This is a genomic window from Alcanivorax sp. 24 (genome assembly GCF_004360225.1).
Lineage (GTDB): Bacteria > Pseudomonadota > Gammaproteobacteria > Pseudomonadales > Alcanivoracaceae > Alloalcanivorax > Alloalcanivorax xiamenensis.
On the sequence record NZ_SNUA01000004.1, the window covers coordinates 113,636 to 138,382 of the forward strand.

Sequence of the window (24,747 nt, forward strand, 5' to 3'; positions counted from 1 at the left end):
TCCTCCCCGTGCAGGTTATTTGCCACCGCGACTGTTGTATGCCTCTACAACTTCGTCGATGGACCCCTTCATGTAGAAGTCCTGCTCGGGGATATGGTCATAGTCGCCCTTCAGGATACCGGTAAAGGAGCGAATAGTATCCTTCAGGGATACATATTTACCCGGAGAGCCGGTAAACACTTCCGCCACGAAGAACGGTTGAGACAGGAAACGCTCGATCTTACGGGCCCGGGCCACGGTGAGCTTGTCTTCCTCGGACAGTTCGTCCATCCCCAGAATGGCGATGATGTCCTTGAGCTCCTTGTAGCGCTGCAGCACTGTCTGCACGCCACGGGCGGCTTCGTAGTGCTCGTGACCGATCACCAGCGGATCCAGCTGACGGGAGGTGGAGTCCAGCGGATCGATCGCCGGGTAAATACCCTTGGAGGCGATGTCACGGCTAAGTACCACGGTCGCGTCCAAGTGGGCGAAGGTGGTGGCCGGAGACGGGTCGGTCAAGTCATCCGCGGGCACGTATACCGCCTGCACGGAGGTGATGGAACCGGTCTTGGTGGAGGTGATCCGTTCCTGCAGAACGCCCATCTCTTCCGCCAGAGTCGGCTGGTAACCCACCGCGGAGGGCATCCGGCCCAGCAGTGCGGATACCTCGGTACCGGCCAGCGTGTAACGGTAGATGTTATCGACGAAGAACAGCACGTCGCGACCTTCGTCACGGAACTTCTCGGCCATGGTCAGACCAGTCAGTGCCACACGCAGACGGTTACCCGGCGGCTCGTTCATCTGACCGTAAACCAGGGATACTTTGTCGAGAACGTTGGAGTCCTTCATTTCGTGGTAGAAGTCGTTACCTTCACGGGTACGCTCCCCCACACCGGCGAACACGGAGAAACCGGAGTGCTCGATAGCGATGTTCCGGATCAGTTCCATCATGTTCACGGTCTTGCCCACGCCGGCACCGCCGAACAGGCCGACCTTGCCGCCCTTGGCGAAGGGGCAAACCAGGTCGATAACCTTGATACCGGTTTCCAGCAGTTCGTTGGTGGCTGCCTGATCCGCATAAGTAGGTGCTTTACGGTGAATGGGCATGCGCTCCTCTTCACCGATCGGGCCCGCCTCGTCGATGGGGCGCCCCAGCACGTCCATGATCCGGCCCAGGGTCTTGGTGCCGACCGGAACCTGAATCGCTTCTCCGGTATCGGTCACGGGTAGACCCCGTTTCAGACCTTCGGTGGAGCCCATGGCGATGGAGCGCACCACACCGTCGCCCAACTGCTGTTGAACTTCCAGCGTGGTTTCGGTGCCGTCCACGGTGAGCGCGTCATACACCTTGGGTACATTATCGCGCGGAAATTCGACGTCGATCACAGCACCGATGATCTGAACAATACGACCGCTACTCATGCTTGCATCCTCTTAAACTTGCGTTTTTCGCCGCGTTTACCGGTATTGTCGCCAAGCCGTTATACCGCGGCGGCACCACCAACGATTTCGGAAATTTCCTGCGTAATGGCTGCCTGGCGCGCTTTGTTGTACACCAGTTGCAGATCACGAATGATGTCACCGGCGTTATCACTGGCCGCCTTCATCGCCACCATCCGCGCCGCCTGTTCGCAGGCATTGTTCTCTACCACACCCTGGTATACCTGGGACTCGATGAACCGCACCAGCAGTTCATCAAGCAGCTCCTTGGGCGCCGGCTCATAGATGTAGTCCCAATGGCGTTTGAGCTCTTCATCGTCGCCCGGCTCCAGCGGCAACAACTGGATCTGCTTGGCCTGCTGGGTCATGGTGTTCACGAATTCGTTGTACATGATGTACAGACGGTCGATCTCACCGGACTCATAGGCTTCCAGCATGACCTTGATGGAGCCCACCAGGTCTTCCAGATGCGGGGTATCGCCCAGACCGTTGACGGTGGCTTGCACGTCACCGCCCATGCTCTTGAAGAAGCTGATCCCCTTGGAACCCACCAGGCAATAGCTCACCTTGGCACCTTGCTCCTGCCATTCACGGGCGCCCTGCACCACTTTCTTGAGCAGGTTCACGTTCAGGCCACCGCACAAACCCCGATCAGAGGTCACCACGATGTAGCCCACGCTTTTCACTTCCCGCTCTTGCAGGTAGGTGTGCCGGTATTCCAGATCAGCGTTGGCAAGATGCGCCACCACCTGACGAATGCGGGTGGCGTAGGGCTTGCTGGCAGCCATGCGGTCCTGCGCCTTGCGCATTTTGCTGGCCGCCACCATCTCCATTGCACGGGTGATCTTCTTCGTGCTCTGGACGCTAGAGATCTTGCCTTTGATCTCTTTACCGCTAGCCATAGGACTAATCCTTTTTTAGCGAATTACCAGGTTTGGGTGGCCTTGAACTGTTCGATGCCTTCTTTGATGCCGGCTTCGATTTCGTCGTTGTAGTCACCCTTCTCGTTGATTCTGTCCATCAACGCTTTCTGTTCGCTGTTCATATAGTCCAGCAGAGCCGCTTCAAAGGCGCCGATTTTCTCGACTTCGATACCTTTCAGGTAGCCTTCGTTGGCGGCGTACAGCACCACGCCCATTTCGGCGATGCTCATCGGGCTGTACTGGTTTTGTTTCATCAGCTCGGTAACCGCCTGACCATGCTCCAGCTGCTCGCGGGTAGCGTCGTCCAGGTCGGAAGCGAACTGGGCGAAAGCCGCCAGTTCACGATACTGAGCCAGTGCCAGACGAATACCGCCGCCCAGCTTCTTGATGATCTTGGTCTGGGCCGCGCCGCCCACACGGGATACGGACACACCGGCGTTCATCGCCGGACGGATGCCGGAGTTGAACAGGTCGGTTTCCAGGAAGATCTGACCGTCGGTGATGGAAATCACGTTGGTCGGTACGAACGCGGAAACGTCACCACCCTGGGTTTCAATGATCGGCAGCGCGGTCAGAGACCCGGTCTTGCCTTTCACTTCACCGTTGGTGAATTTTTCCACGTATTCTTCGTTTACCTTGGCGGCGCGCTCCAGCAGACGGGAGTGCAGGTAGAACACGTCACCAGGATAAGCTTCACGACCCGGCGGACGACGCAGCAGCAGGGAGATCTGACGATACGCCCAGGCTTGCTTGGTCAGGTCATCATAGACGATCAGGGCATCTTCACCGCGATCACGGAAGTACTCGCCCATGGCACAACCGGCGAACGGCGCCAGGAATTGCATGGAAGCCGGATCGGAGGCGGAAGCCGCCACCACGATGGTGTTTTGCATCGCTCCGTGTTCTTCCAGTTTGCGCACCACGTTGGCGATGGTGGACTGCTTCTGACCAACCGCCACATAGACACAGCGGACGCCGGAGTCTCTCTGGTTGATGATGGCATCAACCGCCACAGCGGTCTTACCAATCTGACGGTCACCGATGATCAGCTCACGCTGACCACGGCCAATCGGCACCATGGAGTCGATGGACTTATAACCGGTCTGCACCGGTTCGTTCACCTCTTTCCGCCAGATAACGCCGGGAGCTACTTTTTCCACCGCGTCGGTCTGGGCTGCATTGATCGGGCCCTTGCCATCGATCGGGTTACCCAGGGCATCCACCACGCGACCCAGCAGTTCCGGACCAGTGGGCACTTCCAGAATACGGCCGGTACAACGGACCTTCTGGCCTTCGGCCAAACCCAGGTAGTCACCCAGGACCACGGCACCGACAGAGTCCTGCTCAAGGTTAAGGGCCATGCCGTAGATGCCGCCTTCAAACTCGATCATCTCACCGAACATCACGTCGGCAAGACCATGAATGCGCACAATACCATCGGATACGGATACCACCGTACCTTCGTTGCGTGCCTCGGTGGAGGTATCAAGTTTTTCAATGCGGGACTTGATAATCTCGCTGATTTCGGACGGGTTGAGTTGCTGCATCTCTAGTCCCTCAAACTCAAGAGTTCAGTTGCTCTGCCAGACGGTTCAGTCGGCCACGCACACTGCCATCAATTACGGTATCACCGGCTCGAACCAGCACGCCGCCAATCAGGGCGGGGTCCACGGAAGTGCTGATTTTCACTTCGCCGCCGAGACGTCTTTTCAGAGCATCGACCAGTCGGCTGATATCGGCGTCTTCCATCTCGTAAGCGGAGATGAGTTCCACATCCGTGAACGCTTGCTGTTCGGCCAGCAGTTCGTGGAACAACGCCAAAATCAGCGGCAGAAGCGACAGGCGCTTGTAACGCGCCAGTTGGGCAATGAAGTTACGGCCGCTTTGGTCCAACACATCGCCGCAAACCTGGGCAAAAGCGTCGACTTTAGCGGCGTCGTCCAGTTGGGGCCGATCCAGAAAGGCGTGCATGGTGGCGTCCTGCGCCACAGCCGCCATCGTGGTCAGCATCTGTTCCCACTTGTCCAGGACCCCTGCTTCCTTAGCGTACAAAAAAGCCGCTTTGGCGTAGGGGCGTGCGATGGTGGTCAATTCAGCCATGGTTTACCCGTTTACTCAGAGTTCAGCCGCCAACTGGTCCAGAAGCTGCTTGTGAGTGTCGCGGTTGATTTCGCCACCGAGGACTTTCTCGGCACCGTTCAACGCCAGCGCGGACACTTCCTTACGCAGCTGCTCGCGAGCCTGATTGACTTCCTGTTCAATCTCAGACTGGGCTTTGGCAATCAGACGCTCACCTTCGGTGCGGGCCTGATCTTTCGCTTCTTCCACAATCTGATTTGCTCGACGGTTGGCCTGCTCAATGATTTCGGCCGCTTTCTCTTTTGCTTCCTTGAGATTAGCCGTCGCTTTTTCCTGGGCCAGTTCCAGATCACGCTCGGCGCGATCAGCGGCACTCAGGCCTTCGGCGATCTTCTGTTTTCGTTCTTCCAGCGCCCGTGAAATGGGCGGCCAGACGAACTTCATGCAGAAGGCGACGAACAGAGCGAACCAGATGGCCTGGCCGATCAGTGTCAGGTTGATATTCATTGCGCCTCCTTAAATCGGGTGCGGCAGCAATCGATTTAGGCCGCGAACATCAGATACATACCCAGTACCACTGCGATAATCGGCACGGCGTCCAACAGACCAGCGATGATGAACATGCGGGTTTGCAGCATCGGGCCCAGCTCGGGTTGACGCGCAACGGATTCCAGGAACCGACCGCCCATCAGACCAAAGCCGATACCGGCGCCCAGTGCGGCCAGGCCAGCCATGATGCCAGCAGCGAGAAGGTTGATATCTTCCATCATTACACTCCCGTTAAGTGCTTTTCAGTTAAGGTAAAAACAGTGCTTAGTGCTCTTCGGTGGCCATGCTCAGATAAACAATGGTCAACACCATGAAGATGAAGGCCTGCAGCGTGATAACCAGAATGTGGAACACGGCCCAGGGCCAGGCACCCACCGCCTGCCAGGTACCCAGCATGGCGGCGGCAAGAATAAAGACGAATTCGCCAGCGTACATGTTGCCGAACAGCCGCATGCCCAGGGAAACAGGCTTAGCCAGCAGGGATACGGTTTCCAGTACCAGGTTGATCGGGATCAGGATCACCATGGCCAGCTTGTTCGGCGCGTTGAAGGGGTGCAGGGCCAGTTCACCGATGAAGCCACCGAGGCCCTTTGATCTCAGGCTGTAGAAAATAATCAGGAAAAACACCGTGATCGACATGGACAGCGTGATGTTCGGGTCCGTGGTCGGCACGATCTTGAAGTAAGCTTCATGCGCGTCCCAACCGGCGAAGGTCACCATTACCCATTCGAAGGTCTTGGGAACAAAATCCACCGGGATCAGGTCCATCAGGTTCATCAGGAAGACCCAGCAGAAGATCACCAGGGAAAGCGGGGCGATCAGTTTGCTCTTGCCGTGGAAAGAGTCACGCACCTGAGTATCGATGAAACCGATGATGACTTCGACGAAATTCATGAAACCGGACGGTACGCCGGCGCTGGCTTTGCGGGCACCCAGCCAGAACAGAAGACACATCAGGATACCGAGACCTCCGGACCAGGCCAGAGAATCCACATGAAACGCCATGAAGCCCATATCGACAGCTTCCTGGCCGTTACAGGCGAAGGTCCAGGTGGATTCGGTCAGCGTCTGCTCATGACCATGGCAGGTACGTTCATAGCCGGCGGGCAATTGGCCATAGGTAAGGTTGCCCAAATGGTGCTTGATATACTCGCCGGTGGAGCTCGCTGCCATATCGATACCTACCTAATCGTCAGTCTGGTCGTCTTGCCCGTCCCGCTCCGCTCCCAGGCGACGATCCAGGCGCATCACCTGAATCCATCCGACAATCTGCGTCAGCAGAAACCCCAGAAGCAGGACCGTTACATTCCTGAACTCGCGCGAAAGCCGCACTTCGGCGAAGGTCAGCCCGAAGAGCGCGAGCATTATCAAAACTTTTCCGGCTTCGCCCCGAATGGCGGCACCCGCCATGCGGTCGGGCTTGATATTGCCCGGGTGAAGCCATACCTGGTAGCCACCCCAGGCGTATGCGATCAGGCTGATGGCCGAACCCCAGGCTGCGAACAAGCCCGCGGTGACATCCGCCAGCACCGTGGTCAGTATGGCGACAATCATCAAAGTGATGATTTGGGCGCGCATCAAGCCCCAGAACAAGGTTCTGCGGGCTCGTAAGTCGAAACTGATCACCATGCTCCCGTGTTTGGCTGCTGGTGAAAAACACGATCCACCAGGCGAAGGTCGCGGGTACCCCCTGATCTTGGCGCGGGAAGTATATGGGGAAGGCTATCTGGTATCAACCGGCTGAGCGCGATAGTTTGGCCCAATTTGATAAAAAAGAGCCCCAAAAACAGACGGTTGCTCTTTTGTATACAAATAGGCTTTATTCGTATCCACCCAGGACGAATAAAGCCTCCTCCTTTTTTCGGTAAACGTCAAGCTACTTGATATGGGACAGAATGCCGTCAAGTTCGTCCAGATTGTTATAGCTGATCACCAGCTTGCCTTTTCCTCCTGAGCCCTGCTGGATTTGCACTGGCGCGCCGAGACGATCCGACAGATCGGTAATCAGGGAACGAACGTTGGGGTCTTCCCGTTTCGGTGCCGGCTTGGCCGGCTTCTGCTTCTCGAATTCCCGCACCAGCACTTCGGTCTGGCGCACGGAGAGTCCCTTGGCCACCACCACGCGGGCCGCTTCCACCTGCTTGTCGCCGCCCAGCGCCAACAGCGCCCGGGCGTGCCCCATTTCCAGGTCACCGTGCTCAAGCAACTTCTTCACGTCCGGTTCCAGTGTCATCAGGCGCAGCAGGTTGGTGACCATGGCCCGGGATTTGCCCACGGCATCGGCCACCTGCTGGTGGGTCAGCCCGAATTCGTCCTTGAGCCGGGACAACGCCAGCGCTTCTTCCATGGGATTGAGGTTTTCCCGCTGGATATTCTCGATCAGCGCCATGGCGATGGCGGCTTCGTCCGGCACATCACGGATCACCGCGGGAATGGCTTCCAACTCCGCCATCTGCGCGGCACGCCAGCGGCGCTCACCGGCGATAATCTCGTAACGGTTCTCGCCCAGCGGACGTACCACGATCGGCTGCATCACACCCTGGGCCCGGATCGATTCCGCCAGTTCCTCCAGCGCATCGGCGGACATGTCCTTGCGGGGCTGGTAACGGCCGCGCTGCATGAACTCCACTGGCAGATGGCGCAGTTCGCCATCGCGGGGCGGACGTTGTTCCTGAGCAGGCTCGGCGGGACCGGCGGCGGCGCCGACGGCGACTTCTTCCTGATGTTGCTGATAGCTCGCACTGGTGCTGAGCAGGGCATCGAGTCCTTTGCTGAGACCGCGTTTACGCTTTGCCGCCATGATTCAAACTCGCTCATGTTCGGTTACGGTGACATTCCGCCACCGGAGATTATCGCCCGACGTCACCGCCTTCACGGCGTCTCGGGGGGCTGCTGGGAGGGTGCCGCCGATGCCACCGTCTGCTCGCGCCGCAGGATTTCACCGGCCAGCGCCAGATAGCTTACCGCACCCCGGGATTTGGGGTCATAGGTGATCACCGGCGCGCCGTGGCTGGGCGCCTCCGCCAAACGCACATTACGCGGAATGATGGTGCGGTAAACCTTGTCGCCGAAGTGGCTGATCAGCTGATTGGAAACGTCATTGGACAGGCTGTTGCGCGGATCATACATGGTCCGCAACAGGCCACCGATATGCAGCTTCGGGTTCAGTACCGAGCGAATCTTCTCGATGGTGTTCATCAATGAGGTCAGCCCCTCCAACGCATAGTACTCGCACTGGATCGGCACGATCACGGAATCCGCCGCCGCCAGGGAGTTCACCGTCAGCATATTCAGCGACGGCGGGCAATCGATGATGATGTAGTCATAGCGCTCGCGGATTGCGGCCAGGGCATCGCGTAACCGGTACTCTTTACTATCCAGTTCCAGCAGCTGCACTTCCGCGGCGGTCAGATCACCGTTGGCGGCGACCAGATCAAAACCGGATTGTTCCGGCGTAATCACCACCGCATCGGCCATCCCGGCTTCGCCGAGCAGCACATCCAAAATGGTGTACTCCGGTTCGTACTTGTCGACGCCGGCGCCGCTGGTGGCATTCCCCTGCGGATCGATATCCACCAACAGCACCTTCTTGCGGGTGGCCGCCAAGGAGGCCGCCAGATTGACGCTACTGGTGGTCTTGCCGACCCCGCCCTTTTGGTTGGCAATGGCAAAAACGGTGGTCACGACGCTCCCTCTCATTGGCGACGCGCATCATTGGCGATGCACGATCAACAACACCCTCGATTCCGCCAGACCGGGCACGCTCAGGGTTTCGCGCTGCACCCGCCAGCAGGCCGGCAGGGCAGCCATCTCCTGATTGGCGGCGGCGGCCTTCATCGCCAATAACCGGACATCCCCCTGCATCAGGGGTCCGAGCAACTCCAGCATGTCCGGCAAGGCGGCGAAAGCGCGGCTGATAATCTGTGATGGAGCCTTACGGTACTGTTCCACGCGGGCGTGCACAACCTCCACGTTATGCAAACCCAGTTCCCGTCGCGCCTGGCGAATGAAACGGAGTTTCTTGCCATTGCTGTCCAGCAGCACGAAGGACTGGTCCGGGCGGGCCAGGGCCAGCGGAATGCCCGGCAGGCCGGCGCCCGTGCCCACATCCAGCGTATCCACTGGTTCCACATGGGGGAGCACCGCCAGGGAATCGAGCAGGTGGCGGGTGACCATCTCGGCCGGATCACGCACGGCGGTAAGATTGTAAGCGCGATTCCACCGCACCAGCAGATCCCGGTAGAGCAACAGACGCTCCTGCTGCTCCCGGTCCAGGTCGATATTCAGCTCGGCCAGCCCTTGCGCCAACCGCTGTTGGTCTTCGGTCATGCCTGGCGGGCCGCCCGATGCTGGTGCTTTTTCAGGTAGATCAGCAACAGGGAAATAGCCGCCGGCGTCACGCCAGGGATACGGCCAGCCTGGCCGATGGTCTCCGGCCGGACCTCGGCGAGCTTCTGCTTGACCTCATTGGACAGCCCCTGCACCTGGCCGAAATCGAAGTCCACGGGCACGCGCTGATGCTCGGCGGCGCGCAGCCGGGCAATCTCCGCTTCCTGGCGGTCGATGTAACCGGCGTACTTGGCGAGGATTTCCATCTGCTCCACCACCGGCGGCGTTTCCGGTTCCAGGCCCGCCGCATCAACCAGGGCGTGGTAGTCGATTTCCGGGCGCTTGAGCAGATCCAACAGGCTGTATTCATGGGGCAGCGGCTTATCCACCAGGGCATTGACCTTGTCCGCCGCCGCCGTTCCCGGACGCACCCAGGTGGCGCTCAGACGCGCCTGCTCGCGGGCCATCCCTTCACGTTTGTCGTTGTAGGCGGCCCAGCGCTCATCATCCACCAGCCCCAGCTCACGACCTTTCCCGGTCAGACGCAGGTCGGCGTTGTCCTCCCGCAGCAACAGGCGGTACTCGGCACGGCTGGTGAACATACGGTACGGCTCGCGGGTGCCCATGGTGATCAGATCGTCCACCAGCACGCCCAGGTACGCTTCGTCCCGGCGCGGCGTCCATGGCGCTTTCTCCTGGCTCATCAGCGCCGCGTTCAGACCCGCCAGCAAGCCCTGGGCGCCCGCCTCTTCATAACCGGTGGTGCCATTGATCTGGCCGGCGAAGAACAGCCCCGGCATGTGCTTGGTCTCCAGGCTGTGCTTGAGATCCTGGGGATTGAAGAAATCGTACTCGATGGCGTAGCCCGGCCGGGTGATGTGGGCATTTTCGAAGCCACGGATCGAACGTACCGCCGCCAGCTGGATATCGAACGGCAGACTGGTGGAAATGCCGTTGGGGTAAAGCTCATGGGTGTTCAGCCCTTCCGGCTCCACGAACACCTGGTGGCTGGTCTTGTCCGGATAGCGGTTGACCTTGTCTTCCACGGACGGGCAGTAACGCGGGCCCACGCCTTCGATGACGCCGGCGAACATCGGGCTGCGATCGAAGCCGGAACGAATGATCTCGTGGGTACGCTCGTTGGTATGGGTGACATGACAACACACCTGGCGCGGATGATCCTCCACCCGGCCCAGATAGCTCATCACCGGGGTCGGAGTGTCACCCCATTGTTCCTCCATAATGGAGAAATCCACGCTACGGCCGTCAATTCGCGGTGGCGTGCCGGTTTTTAACCGGTCGACACGGAACGGCAACTCGCGCAACCGGCGGGCCAGGGCATTGGAAGGCTGATCACCGGCCCGGCCACCCTGGTGATTCTCCATCCCAACATGGATGACCCCACCAAGAAAGGTCCCGGCGGTCAGCACCACGGCATCGGCATGGAAACGCAGCCCCATGTTGGTGACCACCCCCACACAGCGGCCCTGCTCGACGATCAGATCATCGGCGGCCTGCTGGAACAAGGTGAGATGCGGCTGATTTTCCAGAGCATGGCGGATAGCGGCTTTATAAAGGATACGGTCGGCCTGGGCACGAGTGGCGCGAACCGCCGGTCCCTTGCGGGCATTGAGCACCCGGAACTGGATGCCGGCCTGATCGGTGGCACGGGCCATGGCCCCACCCAGGGCATCGATTTCCCGTACCAGATGGCTCTTGCCAATGCCGCCAATGGCGGGATTGCAACTCATCTGACCCAGAGTCTCGATATTATGGGTGAGCAACAGGGTTTCCACGCCCATGCGCGCCGCCGCCAGCGCCGCCTCGGTGCCGGCGTGGCCACCGCCAATCACGATCACGCCAAATCGCTGTGGAAAATCCATGGAAGTGTCTCGCTCAGAATGCCGTGCCCATGCAGGGCTGTGCAAAATATGATCAGTCCGGGCGCGCTAGTATAGTGCCGTGGGAATTAAATGAAAGGCCCACCGGTCTGTTATGATGAACCAGACCTACCATTCTCCTTTATATTCCAGGAGTGCATTTGGATTCGTTGAATCTGTATCTGCTGATCGGCACCGGGCTGATGTTCATCGGGCTGCTTTTGGGCTCTCTGAGCACCCGCATCGGCGTGCCGTCCCTGTTGATGTTCCTGCTGGTGGGGATGGCCGCCGGTGAGGACGGCATCGGCGGTATCCAATTCGACGACCTCTCCACCGCTTACGTCATCAGTAACATCGCCCTGGCGGTCATCCTCATGGACGGCGGCCTGCGCACCCGCATGGACACCTTTCGCCTGGCTCTGAAGCCGGCGCTGACTCTGGCCAGCCTCGGTGTGGCCATCTCCGCCGCCCTGGTCGGCGCCTTCACCACCTGGCTGATGGGCGTGGACTGGCGCCTGGGGCTGCTGCTGGGCGGCATTATCGGCTCCACCGACGCGGCGGCGGTATTCAGTGTGATCAAAGGCGCCGGGGTCAACATCAATGAGCGGGTGGCCAGCACCCTGGAGATCGAATCCGGTCTCAACGACCCGATGGCCATCTTCATCACCCTGATGCTGGTGGGTGTGCTGGTGGAGCCGGACGCCACCTTTGGTTTCAACATGATCCTGACCCTGATCCAGCAGTTTGGCCTGGGCGCGATCATCGGACTGGGGCTGGGCGCGGTACTCAGCGAAATCCTGCTGCGGGTGCGCAGTAACGAGGGTCTGCACGCCTTGCTGCTGTGCAGCGGCGGCGCCATGGTGTTCGCACTCACCAACCTTGCCGGCGGCAGCGGCTTCCTGGCGATTTATCTCACCGGCCTGGTCACCGGTAACCGGCGTGGCGGTACCGGGGACAACGTGTTGCGCTCCATGGACAGCATGGCCTGGCTGGCCCAATCCGGCATGTTTCTGATGCTGGGTCTGCTGATCACGCCATCGGAGCTGGGCCAGCACCTGCTGCCGGCCCTGATGGTGGCCTTGTTCCTGATGCTGGTGGCACGGCCAGTGTCGGTGTGGGTGAGCCTGATCCCCTTTATCTTCACCTGGCGTGAGAAACTGTTCATCGCCTGGACCGGCCTGCGCGGGGCGGTACCTATCGTTCTGGCGGTGTTCCCGCTGTTGGCCGGCGTGGGTGAAACCCGTCTGCTGTTTGATATCACCCTGGTGGTGGTGTTGATCTCGCTGTTGGCCCAGGGAGCCAGCCTGCGTTACATGGCACGATTGTTGAAAGTCTCGGTACCGGCGACGGCGTCGCCGAAACAGATGGTGCCCATGGCGCATTCCGCCAACCGCTATCTGATGCAGTTCGAGGTGGAAGAAGGCGCCAAGGCCCAGGGGCAGCGGCTTGGCACCATCACCACCCAGCGCATCACTCCGGTGCTGATCATTCGGGACAAGGCGTTCCTCAACTTGTCCGAGGATCCACAGATCGAAGCCGGAGACATGGTCAGTTGGCTGGCGCCGTTGAGCGAGCAGGACTATCTGTCGGACATGTGCCACAAGATCACCGTGGCGGAGAGGCGCTATTTCGGCGACTTCATCGTGCGCGGCAGCGTACCGGTGGATCAGTTGGTGGCGGCATACGGTATCCATGAGCTGGAGGAGCGCCTGAAAGGCATGACCGTGGAAGCGGCCTTCGAGGATCGTTTCGGCCAACATGCGGTGGTGGGCGACACCCTTAAACTGGGCGGCTTGAGACTGCGTGCCCGCACCGTGGAAAAAGGGCGGGTAATCATGGCGGGGATCAAACTGCCGCAATAAATAGTACGGGGCGCTTGAGCACTGAATCCATGGTAGCGGCCAACTATTGGGCTTGAAGGTATGAATTCACTCTGTCATCGCTGCCAAGGCAGCTTCCCACAGAGGGAGCTACGGAGCCGCTGTGGCAAGCCGCCCTGGCAGCGAATCGGCGTTTAAGCGAGCAAAAACCCTGGAGGGATTCGATGCGATTTTCAGGACACCGGGTTTTGATCACCGGCGCCGGGGCCGGCATTGGACGGCTGATGGCGGAACGGATGGCCGGCCGTGGCGCGGAAGTGATTGTCACCGCCCGCCGCATCGACGCCGCCCGCGAGGTGGTGAAACATATCGTCAACGCTGGCGGCACCGCCCATGCCTATACCCTGGATGTGGGAAAGATCGGCTCGATCGCGACCTTGCGCGACAAGATCCATGAGGAAGTCGGGCCGCTGACCATGCTGATCAACAATGCCGGCGTGGTGTTCGGCGGCGAATTCGAGAAAGTCTCTCTGGATCAGCATTTGCAGACCTTCAAGGTCAACAGCGAAGGGCTGATGGCTTGCACCCATGCTTTTCTTGACGATCTGATACAGGCACCGCGCGGCCATCTGGTGAATATCGCCAGCGCCTCCGCCTTCATCGGCCTGCCCTACGGCAGCAGCTATGCCGCCAGCAAATGGGCGGTGGTGGGTTTCTCTGAATCGTTACGCCTGGAACTGGCCGAACGCGGCCTGCGTAATGTGAAAGTTACCACGGTCTGCCCCAGCTACATCGCCACCGGTATGTTCAAAGGGGTTAAAACCCCCCTGTTCTCCCCCATGCTGACACCGGACAAGGTGGTTTCCAGCATTCTCAAGGGTATCGCCACTGGTGAGCCCTTCGTGATCGAGCCCCCCATGGCCCGGTCCGTGGAACTGCTCAAAGGCGTGCTGCCCCGCCGCCTCTGGGATCAGGTAGCCAAATACACCGGCGTTTCCACTTCCATGTACAGCTGGAAGGGTAAACGGGACTGATTCGCTGGCAAGCCAGCTTCCCACAGCGGCTTCGTAGTTACCTCCGCGGGAAGCTGGCTTGCCAGCGAAGCGGTGTTCAGGCGCAGGGCATGCAAATAATATTGTGCATAAACGTTTCCTCGGAATTTCCCGCCTATTTACCCTAAAGCCGACCCCTACACGCCTTCCCGTCAATGTCTGTCAACGACTGTTCGCCAACAATGCGGCATCCGGCCCGTTTGCCAACCGAAGGTGTGTTTATGCCGAGTTACAAGGCTCCCCTGCGCGATACGCGCTTTTTGATGAATGAAGTGTTTGATTTTGAAAGCCACTACAAGACGCTGCCCAACGGGGAAGAAGCCACCCCGGACATGGTCGAAGCGATCCTGTCGGAAATGGCCAAGCTGTGCGAGAACACCGTCGCCCCGCTGTATCAGAGCGGCGACGAGGAAGGCTGCCGCCTTGAAAACGGGCAGGTGTTCACGCCGAAGGGCTATCCCGAGGCCTATAGCGAATTCGTCGCCGGCGGCTGGCAAGGCCTGAGCCATCCGGTGGAATACGGCGGCCAGGGCCTGCCCATGTCCCTGGGCCTGATCAAGCATGAGATGCTCGGCACCGCCAACTGGTCCTTCGCCATGTACCCGGGCCTGTCCCTGGGAGCGATGAACACGATCCAGATGCACGGCACCGATGAGCAGAAAGAGACCTATCTGACCAGGCTGACCGAAGGCACCTGGGCCGGCACCATGTGCCTGACCGAGCCGCAATGCGGCACCGACCTCGGGCAAGTTAAAACCAAGGCCGAACCCGGGGAAAACGGTTCCTATAAAATCACCGGCACCAAGATTTTCATCTCCTCCGGTGACCACGATCTCACCGAGAACATCGTCCACATTGTACTGGCGCGCCTGCCGGACGCCCCCGCCGGCACCAAGGGTATTTCTCTGTTCATCGTACCCAAGTACCTGCCGGGTCAGATCGGCGAGGACAACGGCGTGAGCTGTGGTGCCCTGGAGAAAAAAATGGGCATTAAGGCCTCGGCTACCTGCGTGATGAATTTTGACCAGGCCACCGGGTTCCTGATCGGCCCGCCCAATCAGGGCCTGGAGTGCATGTTCACCTTCATGAACAGCGCCCGTGTCGGCACCGCGATTCAAGGTGTGGCCCACGCCGAACGCGCCTATCAGGCGTCCCTGCCCTACGCCAAGGAGCGTCGCTCCATGCGCGCCCTGTCCGGCAAAAAGGATCCGGAACAAGTCGCTGATGCCCTGATTCATCATGGCGACGTGCGTCGCATGCTGCTCAAGCAGAAAGCCTACGCCGAAGGCGGCCGTGCCATGGCATACTTCACCGCCATGTACGCGGACCACATGATCGCCGGCATGTTGGAAAACGATCAGAAGAAGTACGGTAAGTGGGATAGCGAGCTGGGCTTCCTCACCCCGATCCTGAAAGGCTTCCTCACTGAAAAAGGCCTGGAGGCCGCCAACGAAGCCATGCAGGTATTCGGCGGCCACGGCTATATCAAGGAACACGGCATTGAGCAGATCGCCCGCGACGCGCGCATTGCCACCTTGTACGAAGGCACCACCGGCATCCAGGCACTGGACCTGCTCGGCCGCAAGGTGCTGCTGACCAGCCGTGGCAAATGTGTGCGTAGCTTCTCCAAGAATCTGGTGGACTTCGGGCGGCAAAACCTCAAGGACGCCAAACTACGCCCCTACGCCTGGAAGCTGCTCAAAATCGCCGCCGAGTGGAACTATCTGACCACCCGCATCATGCTGGCCGCCACCAAGGACCGGGACATCGTCTCCACCGCCAGTTACGACTACCTGATGTATTCCGGCTACGCCATGATGGCGTACTTCTGGGCTCTGCAGGCGGCCACCGCCCGAGACAAACTGGAGCATGGCGGTAACGAGCCGGCGGAATTCTACAAAGCCAAGCTCGCCACCGCGGAGTTCTACTTCGAGCGTCTGCTGCCCGCCGCCAAAGGCCACGCCGACGCGGCACTCAAACCCACCCGCAGCACCATGCAGATGAGCGCGGAGCACTTCTCGTTCGATTACGAGTAAGCGATCCCGCAGCATTGAGCGCGGTCGATCGACCGCTCCCACAGGCAACTTGTGCTGTACCTGTGGGAGCGGCCCTCTTCAATACAGAAAAGAACGGTGATGGCCTTTCCGTGCGGCGTTACTCGCCATTTGCATCATTGCCGGAGTGCAGCCAGTACAGCACCTCGCCCAGATGATTCAGCACCAGATCCGCCTGGTCCTCGAAATGCCGATTCTTTCCATTGCGCAACAACCCCGATGCCATACCGGCATCGCGGGCGGCCTGGAGATCGAAGACGAAGTCCCCGACATACACCGTGGTCGCTGGTCGCAATCCGAGACGCTCGGCAAGCAACAACAACCCCTCGGGATCCGGCTTCGGCGCGCAATCCTCGCGAGTCAGAATCAGGTCCACCGGCAACCCCAATAACTCATTGGTCCGTGCTACCGCCGCCCGGCTGTTACGGGTGAGAATGGCCGTGGGCACGCCACGGCGATGAAGGGTATCAAGCAGGGATTGGGCGCCGTCGATCCAGGTGGCAGCGGCCGCCCCTTTCATTTCATGGCGATCAATCACCGTACTCGCCCAAGCTGCCTGCTCCGGGTCTTCCAGGGTCGCCAGATGCTCAAGCACGCCGACGCCCTCCGGAAACCCCAGTTCACGCCGCAAAGCAGCGAAATCCAGCCGGGTATCCACCAAGGTCCCGTCCAGATCGAACAATACCGCCTCGAACGGTCCCCCGGTCATAACAGCGGCCTCTCCACGAAGAACGGATCCGCAATAATCCGACATCACACCATGTCGGATTATTGGCACCCAGGACGGCACTGTAAAGCGACCGATACCATCGTCCTTCAACGGCGTACCCGACGGCGCAGGCCCGCCAGCAACGCCAGGGTGATCACGCCACCCAGGGCACCGCCGCCTGAACTGCCGGAATCATCCTCATCACCGTCCAGGGCCAGGTCCACCCACACCGGGTCATGATCGCTGGCGCGGTAGGCGTCGGCGGCGTAGAAGCTGCCGATCTGATCGTCGCTCTTGTACTCGGTGTTGTAGTCCAGGGCTCGCGGTTCGTCCGCATTGATGTGCCATTCGCCGGCACCGAGGATCGCACTCTCCAGCCCTGCGTCCGCCAGAGCGTGGTCCAGGTAGCCGGTTTCACCCTTATAGATATAGCTGTAAGCGTCATCGTCGTTAAAGCGAGCCAGCAGGTTCTGGTAACCCGCTTGTTCCAGCGCGCGGATCGGATCTTCCTTGGCGTAGGCGTTGAGGTCACCAATGATCAGCGTGCCGGCGGCGGCTTCCTGCAATCCGGTGGGGTTGTTCGCCAGCCAGTCGGAAAGCATCCGCGCGGACTCGGTGCGTAGCGGGTTCCAGCAACCCTGGCCGTGTTCGGCATTGTCGCTACTGTCGTCGGGACAGCTGCCCTTGGACTTGAGATGGTTCACCGACACCGTGACCACTTCCCCGCTGTTGAGATGGCGGAAGCTCATCGCCAGCGGTTGCCGGCTTTTGTCGGTGAAAGGCCCGCCTTCGAGCGTGGCCGGCTGGCCCACCGGCTCCACCACATCGGTGCGGTAGAGCAAACCAACGGCGATGACATCGGTGCCCAGCCGCTCCAGCCCCGGGTCAACAAAGGCCCAGGACGTTCCCAAAGCCTCCGTCAGTTCGGCGATGGCGGCGTCGGTTCCGTAGCCGTCGTTCTCGATTTCCATCAGGCCGATGACGTCGGCGTCCAGCTGTGACAGGGCGGTAAGAATCTTCGCTTTTTGCCGTTCGAATTCGGCTGGATTATTGGCGCCCCGGTAGTCTGGATCATCAAACCCGCCGCCATTGCCGTCACCGTTGAAGAAGTTCAGTACGTTGAACGCAGCCACCCGCAGGTTGCTGCCAGCGGTGCGCGCTGGCGGCTGCGGACGCGGGTTTGAGGCTTCGATCTGTACCAATATCGGCTGGATGCGCCAGTCATTGAAGCCGTAGCTGACAATGCCTTCCAATCCGGTAATGGTGTCCCCGACCCGCAGGGTATTGGTGGCGGACAGGCCGCCGTCGGGATAAATCACCGTCGCGGGATTCTCGTCATTGCTGCCATCGTCCAGCAGGATCCGGTTGAGGGCGTTGATTTCGGCCACCGCGTCCGCGGCTTCTCCGGGTTCGGCCGCGTGGGTGGGGATCATGCGGCGACCGTGGCTGAGCATCACCGAACCGTAGCGGGCCAGATCATAGACTTCGCTCACCGTCAGGGTTTGATCGCTCACTACCCACATGCTTTCCAGGGCTTCCAACTGATCCGGCGCGGTCAACGGCAGGGTCAGTGTCACCGGTGCCACCGCCAGCTGATCGGCGCACACCGCACCCTCGTTCCAGGCAATCTGGGTCTGACCGTAGTACTCACTGATGGCGCCACTGACGCGGACCTGATTGCCCGCCTGCACCGAAACCTCATTGTTTCCGGTATAGACGAACAGACCTTCGGAGGTCAGGTCATTCCCGTCACGGTCGCTGTCTTCCTCGATCACAAAGAAGCCACTGAGGTCCGGGAAGACTCCGGTGACCACCGCTTCCACCACATGCGCCTCACCATCCAGAGGGGAGGCCTCTCCCTGTCCCTGGATTTGCGAGATCAGGGTGGCGGGATCGCCGCAGCTGCCCAGTTCCACCATCGGAGGTTCTTCTTCCTCCGTTCCCTCTTGTCCGGGCAGGCCCAGACCGCTGAAATCATTCTGACTGAAAACAGCCCATTGGTCCGCCGGGTTGAAGGCGTCGTCGATGACGGTATCCCCGGTGGTCACGGTTTCCCGACGTCTCAGCGTGCGGTCCTTGGTGGTGACGTCACCGCTGGTCCAGGCCTCTCCGGGGTCCTCGCCGACACGGCCGAAGCTGTCCACCACGACTCCGTCCCGGCGCAGAACAAAGGCATCGTCACCATTGTGGTTCACCACCGAGTTGCTCGTCTCATCCGCCAAAGCCAGCACATCATGGTCGGCTCCGCTATTGGCGATCACCCACACGGCTCCCGGCTCCAGGCTTCCATTCAGGGTCATGGAGGCATTGGGACTGCTATTGCCATTGGAATAAAGTTCCAGCTTGTAATCAGCCAGATTGAGTATGGTTTCGCCAATATTGTGCAGTTCCAGGGCTTTGTTATTGGAACTGCCTTCCACATACTCACTAATCAACAGATCCGCTGGGGCGGCGTGAGCCACCAGCACGCCGGCAAGGCTAAGAAAAAGGCGTTTCATTTAGCGCTCCCACACAAATTTGCTACAGCCTGTGGGGAATCGATTACCATCCCATGGCATTGGCATGGCAGGATTATTGCATTTTCCTCATTGGCCCACCGGGCATCACATCGCTTTGGTTTGGGCATCGCATCCATCACGGGTTTTAAGGCACTATCTTTTTAGTAACGATCCGAGTTTCCATGTGGTATCACCGCGCCTTCAGACGGCCCTGGCATAACAAAAAGGGGATGGCATGAAATCACTGAGTCCCGTGGACCAGCTCTTTCTGTGGCTGGAGAAGCGCCAGCAACCCATGCACGTGGCCGGGTTGCAGTTGTTCTCGTTTCCCGAGGATGCCGGGCCCAAGTACGTTAGCGAACTGGCCCAGTCGATCCGCGACTATTGCTGCCCCGAGCCCCCGTTCAATCAGCGTCTGACCCGCCGTTTCGGCCAGTATTTCTGGACCGAGGACAAGCAGTTCGACATCGATCACCACTTCCGCCACGAGGCGCTGCCCAAACCGGGCCGAATTCGTGAACTGTTGTCACTGGTGTCCGCCGAACACTCCAACCTGCTGGACCGGGAACGGCCGCTGTGGGAGGCCCATCTGATCGAAGGGATTCGCGGACGCCAGTTTGCCCTCTACACCAAGGTGCACCACTCCGTGGTCGATGGTATCTCCGCTATGCGCATGGGCATGCGGGCGCTGTCCAAGGATCCGCATGAGCGGGACCTGCCGCCAGTGTGGGCCTATAAACCCGAGAAAAAACAACGCTCTCTGCCCAGCAATCCGGTGGACGCCATGAGCAGCCTGGCACGCCTGACCGCCGGTGTGAGCAAGCAGGTGGCCACGGTGCCGGCGCTGGCGCGGGAACTGTACAAGGTCAGCCAGAAAGCCAAGACCGATCCGAACTACGTTTCCATCTTTCAGGCGCCGGACACCATGCTGAATCAGTGCATTACCGGCTCCCGTCGTTTCGCCGCGCAAAGCTTTCCCTTGTCACGTCTGCGCAAGCTGGCCGGCACCTTCAATTGCACCATCAACGATCTGGTATTGAGCATGTGCGGCCATGCATTGCGTGAATATCTGATCGGCCAGAACGCCCTGCCGGACCAGCCGCTGATCGCCATGGTGCCACTCTCCTTGCGTAAGGACGACAGCGCGGGCGGCAATCAGATCGGCTTGATTCTGGCCAATCTGGGCACCCATGTGTGTGATCCGGCCAATCGCCTCCGTATCGTCCAGGCCTCGGTAAAAGACGCCAAACGGCGCTTCGCTCAAATGAGCCCGGAGGAAATTCTCAATTTCACCGCCTTGAGCATGGCCCCCACCGGTCTCAACCTGCTCACCGGTCTTGCACCAAAGTGGCGCGCGTTCAATGTAATTATCTCCAATGTCCCCGGGCCACGGGAGCCGTTGTATTGGAACGGCGCCCGCCTGCGCGGCATGTACCCGGTATCGGTGGTGCTGGACCGGATCGCCCTCAACATCACCTTGACCAGTTACCAGGATCAGTTGGAATTCGGCCTGATCGCCTGCCGCCGGACCCTGCCTTCCATGCAGCGCCTGCTGGATTATCTGGAAAATTCCGTGCGAGAACTGGAGATCGCCGCCGGTTTCAAATAGAAACCAACATGGCGCCGCCGCCAACCGCCTTCCCGCCAGGGATCACGGTTACAAAAAAATCAGTGGTGCCGGCTGGAAAAGGGGAGTAGAGTCGGAAGGGCTGCAGATTCAGGCAGTGGTGGTTTGTTTTGGTAGTTGCCTTCCCCCGCGCGAAGCTGAGAAGTCTCCGAACACCCTCCTCCGGTTTGCAAGCAAAACCCTATGTAAAGTTTTGAGGTATAGATTCACATGGCTACTGGTACCGTTAAATGGTTCAACGAGTCCAAAGGGTTCGGTTTCATCTCCCAGGACGACGGTGGTGCGGACGTATTCGTTCACTTCAGCGCGATCCAAGGCTCCGGGTTCCGTACCCTGGCTGAAGGTCAGAAAGTTTCCTTCGATATCCAGCAGGGCCCGAAAGGTCCTCAGGCAGCTAACGTAGAAGCCGGCTAAGGCTTCTTAGTACGCTGGAAAGCCCCGCCTCGCGCGGGGTTTTCATATTAAGGACTCAAGGCGACGGCAAAAGCCGGACCGTCGGATTCTTCTTTTTTGTTTTCCAATCTCTCCTTTGCTCCGGACAACCTGTCCGCCGCGGCAACTTGACGGCCCTGCCACGCCCCTCTGTATAACAACGACAATCGACAAAGCCGGACAGAGACCATGACGATTACCCTGTATGGCGGTGAAGTCAGCTACTTCACTGGCAAAGTCCGCGCCTACCTGCGCTGGGCGGATCTTCCGTTCGAGGAAGTGATCGCCAGTGCCGACGTTTACAGACAGATCATTCTCCCGTCCGTGGGCGTGCCGGTGATTCCGGTACTGCGCACCCAAAGCGGCGAGATCCTGCAAGACACCACAGTCATCATTGATACCCTGGACCAGGACCGCGCCACCAGCCCGCCTTCCGTCTATCCCGCCACTCCGATTCGCAAGCTGGTCGCTCTGATGCTGGAAACCTACGGGGATGAATGGCTGGTGATTCCGGCCATGCACTACCGCTGGCACTATGATCGCGAATGGGCAATGGGCGAATTCGGCGCTCTCAACGCGCCCCGGGCCTCCGCCGAAGAACAGTACAAAATTGGTAGCAAGCTGGCCACGCCTTTCTCCAACGCCGCATCACTATTGGGCGCCACGCCGGACATGATGGCCGCGGTGGAACGTGCCTATGAAGCGCTACTGGCGGAGCTGGATGCCCATTTCGCCTCGTCACCGGCGCTGCTTGGGGACCAGGCCACCATGGCCGACTTTGGTCTGATTGGCCCGCTCTATGCCCATCTCTACCGCGATCCCACACCTGGCAAGCTAATGCGTGGGCTGGCGCCGAACGTGACACGCTGGGTGGAGGAGCTGCAGTTTCAGCCACGGCGATTGAGGCAGCCGCTGGACGACGGCGATGACATTCCCGCCACGCTGCTGCCGGTTCTGCGCCGTATGGCCCGGGAACAGTTGCCGCCTTTGGTGGACGCCGCCGGCAAGGTCAGCGCCTGGATGGTGGAACATCCCGGCGAGCCTCTGCCCCGAACCCTCGGGAAGCACGGGTTTGAACTGGAAGGCCGCCACGGAGAAAGAATCCTGCGCCCCTACAGTCTGTGGATGGTGCAGCGGATTCGCGATCACCTGAAGGGAATGGAGCCGGCGGCCCGGGAACAGGCCGATGCCTTTTTACGTTCGATTGGCGCCGACGCCTTGATTGAGTTTCCAGACCCGCCAAGACTGGCCCGGGACAAATTGTCCGTGCGACCAGCCGGGAGTTGAGGGCCGCCGAATCGCTCGTCCGTACAAGCGGCGACAGCCCTGCCTTTAGCGGATCAGACCACGCCCTGGCGCAGCATCGCCTCCGCCACCCGCACGAAGCCGGCCACACTGGCCCCCTGGACATAATCCGGGCGCTTGCCCTGGCCACCATACTCCAGGCACTTATGGTGGATGCGCGACATGATGTCGTGCAAACGCCGGTCCACTTCTTCACGGCTCCAGGGATGACGCAGGCTGTTTTGACTCATCTCCAGACCGCTTACCGCCACACCGCCGGCGTTGGCGGCCTTGCCGGGTCCGTAACCGACACCGTGGCTCACTAAATGGGCAATCGCCTCCGTGGTGGTGGGCATATTGGCGCCCTCCGCCACCCAGCGGCAGCCGTTTTCCACCAGAACACGGGCGTCCTGTTCATCCAGTTCATTCTGGGTGGCGCAGGGCAAGGCAATGTCACAGGGGAACCGCCAGGGCTTGATGCCGCTTTCGTAGGTCAGACCATCGTGGTGTTCCGGCAGTTGATGGAGACGACCACCTTCCTCCTGGAGCCGATCAAGAGTCTCCAGATGTTCCTGAGTCAGCCCGTTGGGAGCATGCAAGGCACCACGGGAATCGGACAAAGTGATGACCGTGGCGCCTTCCGCCAACGCTTTCTCCGCCGCGTAGCGAGCCACGTTACCAGCGCCGGACACCGCTATCCGCCGCCCCTCCAGGGACTCTTGCTGTTCCTGAAGCATGTATTGAAGGAAATACACCAACCCATAGCCGGTGGCTTCGGTGCGCAGCAGGCTGCCGCCGAAGACCGGCGATTTGCCGGTGATGGCACCGCTGTCGTGGGAGCGGTTCAGTTTCCGGTACATACCAAACAAGTAGCCGATTTCCCGGGCTCCGACACCAATATCTCCGGCCGGGACGTCGACGTCGGAACCGATATGATCGAACAGTTCCGCCATAAAGGCCTGACAGAATCGCATGATCTCGCCATCGGAACGGCCATGGGGATCAAAATCCGCCCCCCCTTTACCGGATCCCAGGGGCAGGTCGGTTAATGCATTCTTGATGGTCTGTTCCAGAGCCAGGAAACGCAGGACATCGAGATTCACCGACGGATGGAAGCGCAATCCGCCTTTATAAGGGCCGAGAGAACCGTTCATTTGCACACGGAAGCCACGGTTCACCTGCACCCTCCCCTGATCATCCACCCAGGGTACACGGAAAATGATCACCCGCTCCGGCTCCAGCAGGCGCGCGAACAAACTCGGATCCGCGTAGCGGGGCTGGTTCCGCAGGAACGGCGCCAGCCCTTCAAGCAGACCACCGGCCGCCTGGTGGAAGTAGGTTTGATGGGGATCTTTTTCCCGCAGTCCATTGATCAGGGTATCGATGTCTATAGTCAAAGCCGTCTCCTTTTATTCAGGCAATATTTGATCCAATCGTTGTTTTCGACGCCGCCAGTCCGGCATGCGTCTATCCATCAGGTCATGGAATTGCGGTCCATGATGGGCGTACTCCAAGTGACAAAGTTCGTGCATTACCACGTAATCGATCACCTCAAGGTCGTAGCGCATCAGCGCCAGGTTCAGGTTGATGTACCCCCGCTGGGACAAAGATCCCCAGCGAGTGCGCATTTTCTTGATCCTCAATACCGGCAATTCATGGCCACGGGCCGCGAACCAGTGGAATTGCCGTTCGATACTGTGCTGGAACTGGTCGCGCGCCTGTCGCCGCCACCAGGCTTCCACGGCTTCCCTGACCGTCTCCTCCAACGCCGGCGGCGGCACCGCCACGGTCAGAATATCCCCTTCCAGCTCCACCCGGGGTCTGGCCGCATGGGTAACCCGCAACCGCACCGGGCGGCCCAGGTGCGGCACGGTATCACCTTCCCGCCAATGCTGGCGAGGCCGGGCGCGCCAATAGGCCTGCTGGCGCCGGATCCAGTCCCGGTGTTCGTGCACGAAGTCATCGATGTGCCGGCGGCCGAGACGTAACGGCGCGCGGACTTCGACCTGGCCATCGGCCGCCACTCGTAAAGCCAGTGTACGTCGCTTGGAGCGAACCAGTTGATAATCCATGCGGGTTACCTGGAGATATC

22 protein-coding genes are annotated in these 24,747 nt (G+C 59.9%); 6 read left to right on the forward strand and 16 right to left on the reverse strand.

Annotated elements, in window-relative coordinates; genetic code table 11:
• Nucleotides 1–15 precede the first annotated feature (15 nt).
• The 12 genes from atpD to mnmG all read right to left on the reverse strand — a co-directional run bounded on the left by atpD (nt 16) and on the right by mnmG (nt 11,182).
• Entirely contained in the window at nt 16–1,401 is a 1,386-nt protein-coding gene (atpD, locus tag E0L37_RS07320; protein ID WP_133491108.1) for a F0F1 ATP synthase subunit beta, read from the reverse strand.
• A 59-nt stretch (nt 1,402–1,460) separates the two neighbouring features.
• Nucleotides 1,461–2,321 (reverse strand): F0F1 ATP synthase subunit gamma, encoded by an 861-nt coding sequence (gene atpG, locus E0L37_RS07325; RefSeq protein ID WP_022997364.1) that lies wholly within the window; start codon nt 2,319–2,321, stop codon nt 1,461–1,463.
• Nucleotides 2,322–2,344: 23 nt separating this feature from the next.
• A complete protein-coding gene (gene atpA / locus E0L37_RS07330; RefSeq protein WP_133491109.1) occupies nt 2,345–3,889 on the reverse strand; it encodes a F0F1 ATP synthase subunit alpha in 1,545 nt (514 codons plus the stop codon).
• A 16-nt stretch (nt 3,890–3,905) separates the two neighbouring features.
• The gene (locus E0L37_RS07335; protein WP_133491110.1) at nt 3,906–4,442 is read right to left on the reverse strand and encodes a F0F1 ATP synthase subunit delta; all 537 of its coding nucleotides are present in this window, start codon (nt 4,440–4,442) and stop codon (nt 3,906–3,908) included.
• A 15-nt stretch (nt 4,443–4,457) separates the two neighbouring features.
• Nucleotides 4,458–4,928 (reverse strand): F0F1 ATP synthase subunit B, encoded by a 471-nt coding sequence (locus tag E0L37_RS07340; protein ID WP_022997367.1) that lies wholly within the window; start codon nt 4,926–4,928, stop codon nt 4,458–4,460.
• A gap of 35 nt (nt 4,929–4,963) precedes the next feature.
• The gene (gene atpE, locus E0L37_RS07345; RefSeq protein ID WP_014996732.1) at nt 4,964–5,191 is read right to left on the reverse strand and encodes a F0F1 ATP synthase subunit C; all 228 of its coding nucleotides are present in this window, start codon (nt 5,189–5,191) and stop codon (nt 4,964–4,966) included.
• Between the two features lie 43 nt (nt 5,192–5,234).
• Nucleotides 5,235–6,143 carry a F0F1 ATP synthase subunit A gene (atpB, locus tag E0L37_RS07350; protein WP_133491111.1) on the reverse strand — a complete coding sequence of 303 codons (909 nt, stop codon included), beginning with the start codon at nt 6,141–6,143 and terminating at the stop codon, nt 5,235–5,237.
• 12 nt (nt 6,144–6,155) lie between these two features.
• Nucleotides 6,156–6,599, reverse strand: a complete 444-nt coding sequence (locus E0L37_RS07355) for an ATP synthase subunit I (protein ID WP_236563930.1) — start codon at nt 6,597–6,599, stop codon at nt 6,156–6,158.
• Nucleotides 6,600–6,846: 247 nt separating this feature from the next.
• Nucleotides 6,847–7,770, reverse strand: coding sequence for a ParB/RepB/Spo0J family partition protein (locus E0L37_RS07360; RefSeq protein ID WP_133491112.1), 924 nt, complete (start codon nt 7,768–7,770; stop codon nt 6,847–6,849).
• Between the two features lie 71 nt (nt 7,771–7,841).
• The gene (locus E0L37_RS07365) at nt 7,842–8,654 is read right to left on the reverse strand and encodes a ParA family protein (protein ID WP_133491113.1); all 813 of its coding nucleotides are present in this window, start codon (nt 8,652–8,654) and stop codon (nt 7,842–7,844) included.
• Nucleotides 8,655–8,681: 27 nt separating this feature from the next.
• Nucleotides 8,682–9,299, reverse strand: coding sequence for a 16S rRNA (guanine(527)-N(7))-methyltransferase RsmG (gene rsmG, locus E0L37_RS07370; protein ID WP_133491114.1), 618 nt, complete (start codon nt 9,297–9,299; stop codon nt 8,682–8,684).
• Nucleotides 9,296–11,182 (reverse strand): tRNA uridine-5-carboxymethylaminomethyl(34) synthesis enzyme MnmG, encoded by a 1,887-nt coding sequence (gene mnmG, locus E0L37_RS07375; RefSeq protein ID WP_133491115.1) that lies wholly within the window; start codon nt 11,180–11,182, stop codon nt 9,296–9,298. The genes rsmG and mnmG overlap by 4 nt, the downstream gene beginning before the upstream one ends.
• Nucleotides 11,183–11,340: 158 nt before the next feature.
• On the opposite strand from mnmG, the gene E0L37_RS07380 reads away from it, so the two are divergent.
• The 3 genes from E0L37_RS07380 (at nt 11,341) to E0L37_RS07390 (ending at nt 16,087) form a co-directional block, all read left to right on the forward strand.
• The gene (locus E0L37_RS07380) at nt 11,341–13,041 is read left to right on the forward strand and encodes a potassium/proton antiporter (protein WP_133491116.1); all 1,701 of its coding nucleotides are present in this window, start codon (nt 11,341–11,343) and stop codon (nt 13,039–13,041) included.
• Nucleotides 13,042–13,223: 182 nt separating this feature from the next.
• Nucleotides 13,224–14,033: an SDR family oxidoreductase gene (locus tag E0L37_RS07385; RefSeq protein ID WP_133491117.1), complete on the forward strand. Its 810-nt coding sequence runs from the start codon at nt 13,224–13,226 to the stop codon at nt 14,031–14,033.
• A 239-nt stretch (nt 14,034–14,272) separates the two neighbouring features.
• Nucleotides 14,273–16,087, forward strand: coding sequence for an acyl-CoA dehydrogenase C-terminal domain-containing protein (locus tag E0L37_RS07390; RefSeq protein ID WP_133491118.1), 1,815 nt, complete (start codon nt 14,273–14,275; stop codon nt 16,085–16,087).
• Nucleotides 16,088–16,205: 118 nt separating this feature from the next.
• On the opposite strand, the gene E0L37_RS07395 is transcribed toward E0L37_RS07390, so the two are convergent.
• The gene (locus tag E0L37_RS07395; RefSeq protein ID WP_133491119.1) at nt 16,206–16,814 is read right to left on the reverse strand and encodes an HAD family hydrolase; all 609 of its coding nucleotides are present in this window, start codon (nt 16,812–16,814) and stop codon (nt 16,206–16,208) included.
• Between the two features lie 107 nt (nt 16,815–16,921).
• On the reverse strand, nt 16,922–19,312 hold the full coding sequence (locus tag E0L37_RS07400; RefSeq protein ID WP_133491120.1) for an ExeM/NucH family extracellular endonuclease: 2,391 nt from the start codon (nt 19,310–19,312) through the stop codon (nt 16,922–16,924).
• Between the two features lie 235 nt (nt 19,313–19,547).
• Here E0L37_RS07400 and E0L37_RS07405 point away from each other — a divergent pair, with 235 nt between their 5' ends.
• The 3 genes from E0L37_RS07405 (at nt 19,548) to E0L37_RS07415 (ending at nt 22,658) form a co-directional block, all read left to right on the forward strand.
• Entirely contained in the window at nt 19,548–20,921 is a 1,374-nt protein-coding gene (locus tag E0L37_RS07405) for a wax ester/triacylglycerol synthase family O-acyltransferase (RefSeq protein WP_133491121.1), read from the forward strand.
• Nucleotides 20,922–21,149: 228 nt separating this feature from the next.
• Complete coding sequence (locus tag E0L37_RS07410) at nt 21,150–21,353, forward strand: cold-shock protein (RefSeq protein ID WP_014996745.1); 204 nt, start codon at nt 21,150–21,152, stop codon at nt 21,351–21,353.
• A gap of 207 nt (nt 21,354–21,560) precedes the next feature.
• On the forward strand, nt 21,561–22,658 hold the full coding sequence (locus E0L37_RS07415) for a glutathione S-transferase (protein WP_133491122.1): 1,098 nt from the start codon (nt 21,561–21,563) through the stop codon (nt 22,656–22,658).
• A gap of 53 nt (nt 22,659–22,711) precedes the next feature.
• On the opposite strand, the gene gdhA is transcribed toward E0L37_RS07415, so the two are convergent.
• Together gdhA and E0L37_RS07425 are read right to left on the reverse strand one after the other, a co-directional pair.
• Complete coding sequence (gene gdhA, locus E0L37_RS07420) at nt 22,712–24,046, reverse strand: NADP-specific glutamate dehydrogenase (RefSeq protein WP_201303675.1); 1,335 nt, start codon at nt 24,044–24,046, stop codon at nt 22,712–22,714.
• Between the two features lie 18 nt (nt 24,047–24,064).
• Entirely contained in the window at nt 24,065–24,727 is a 663-nt protein-coding gene (locus E0L37_RS07425) for a M48 family metallopeptidase (RefSeq protein ID WP_133491124.1), read from the reverse strand.
• Between the last annotated feature and the right edge of the window lie 20 nt (nt 24,728–24,747).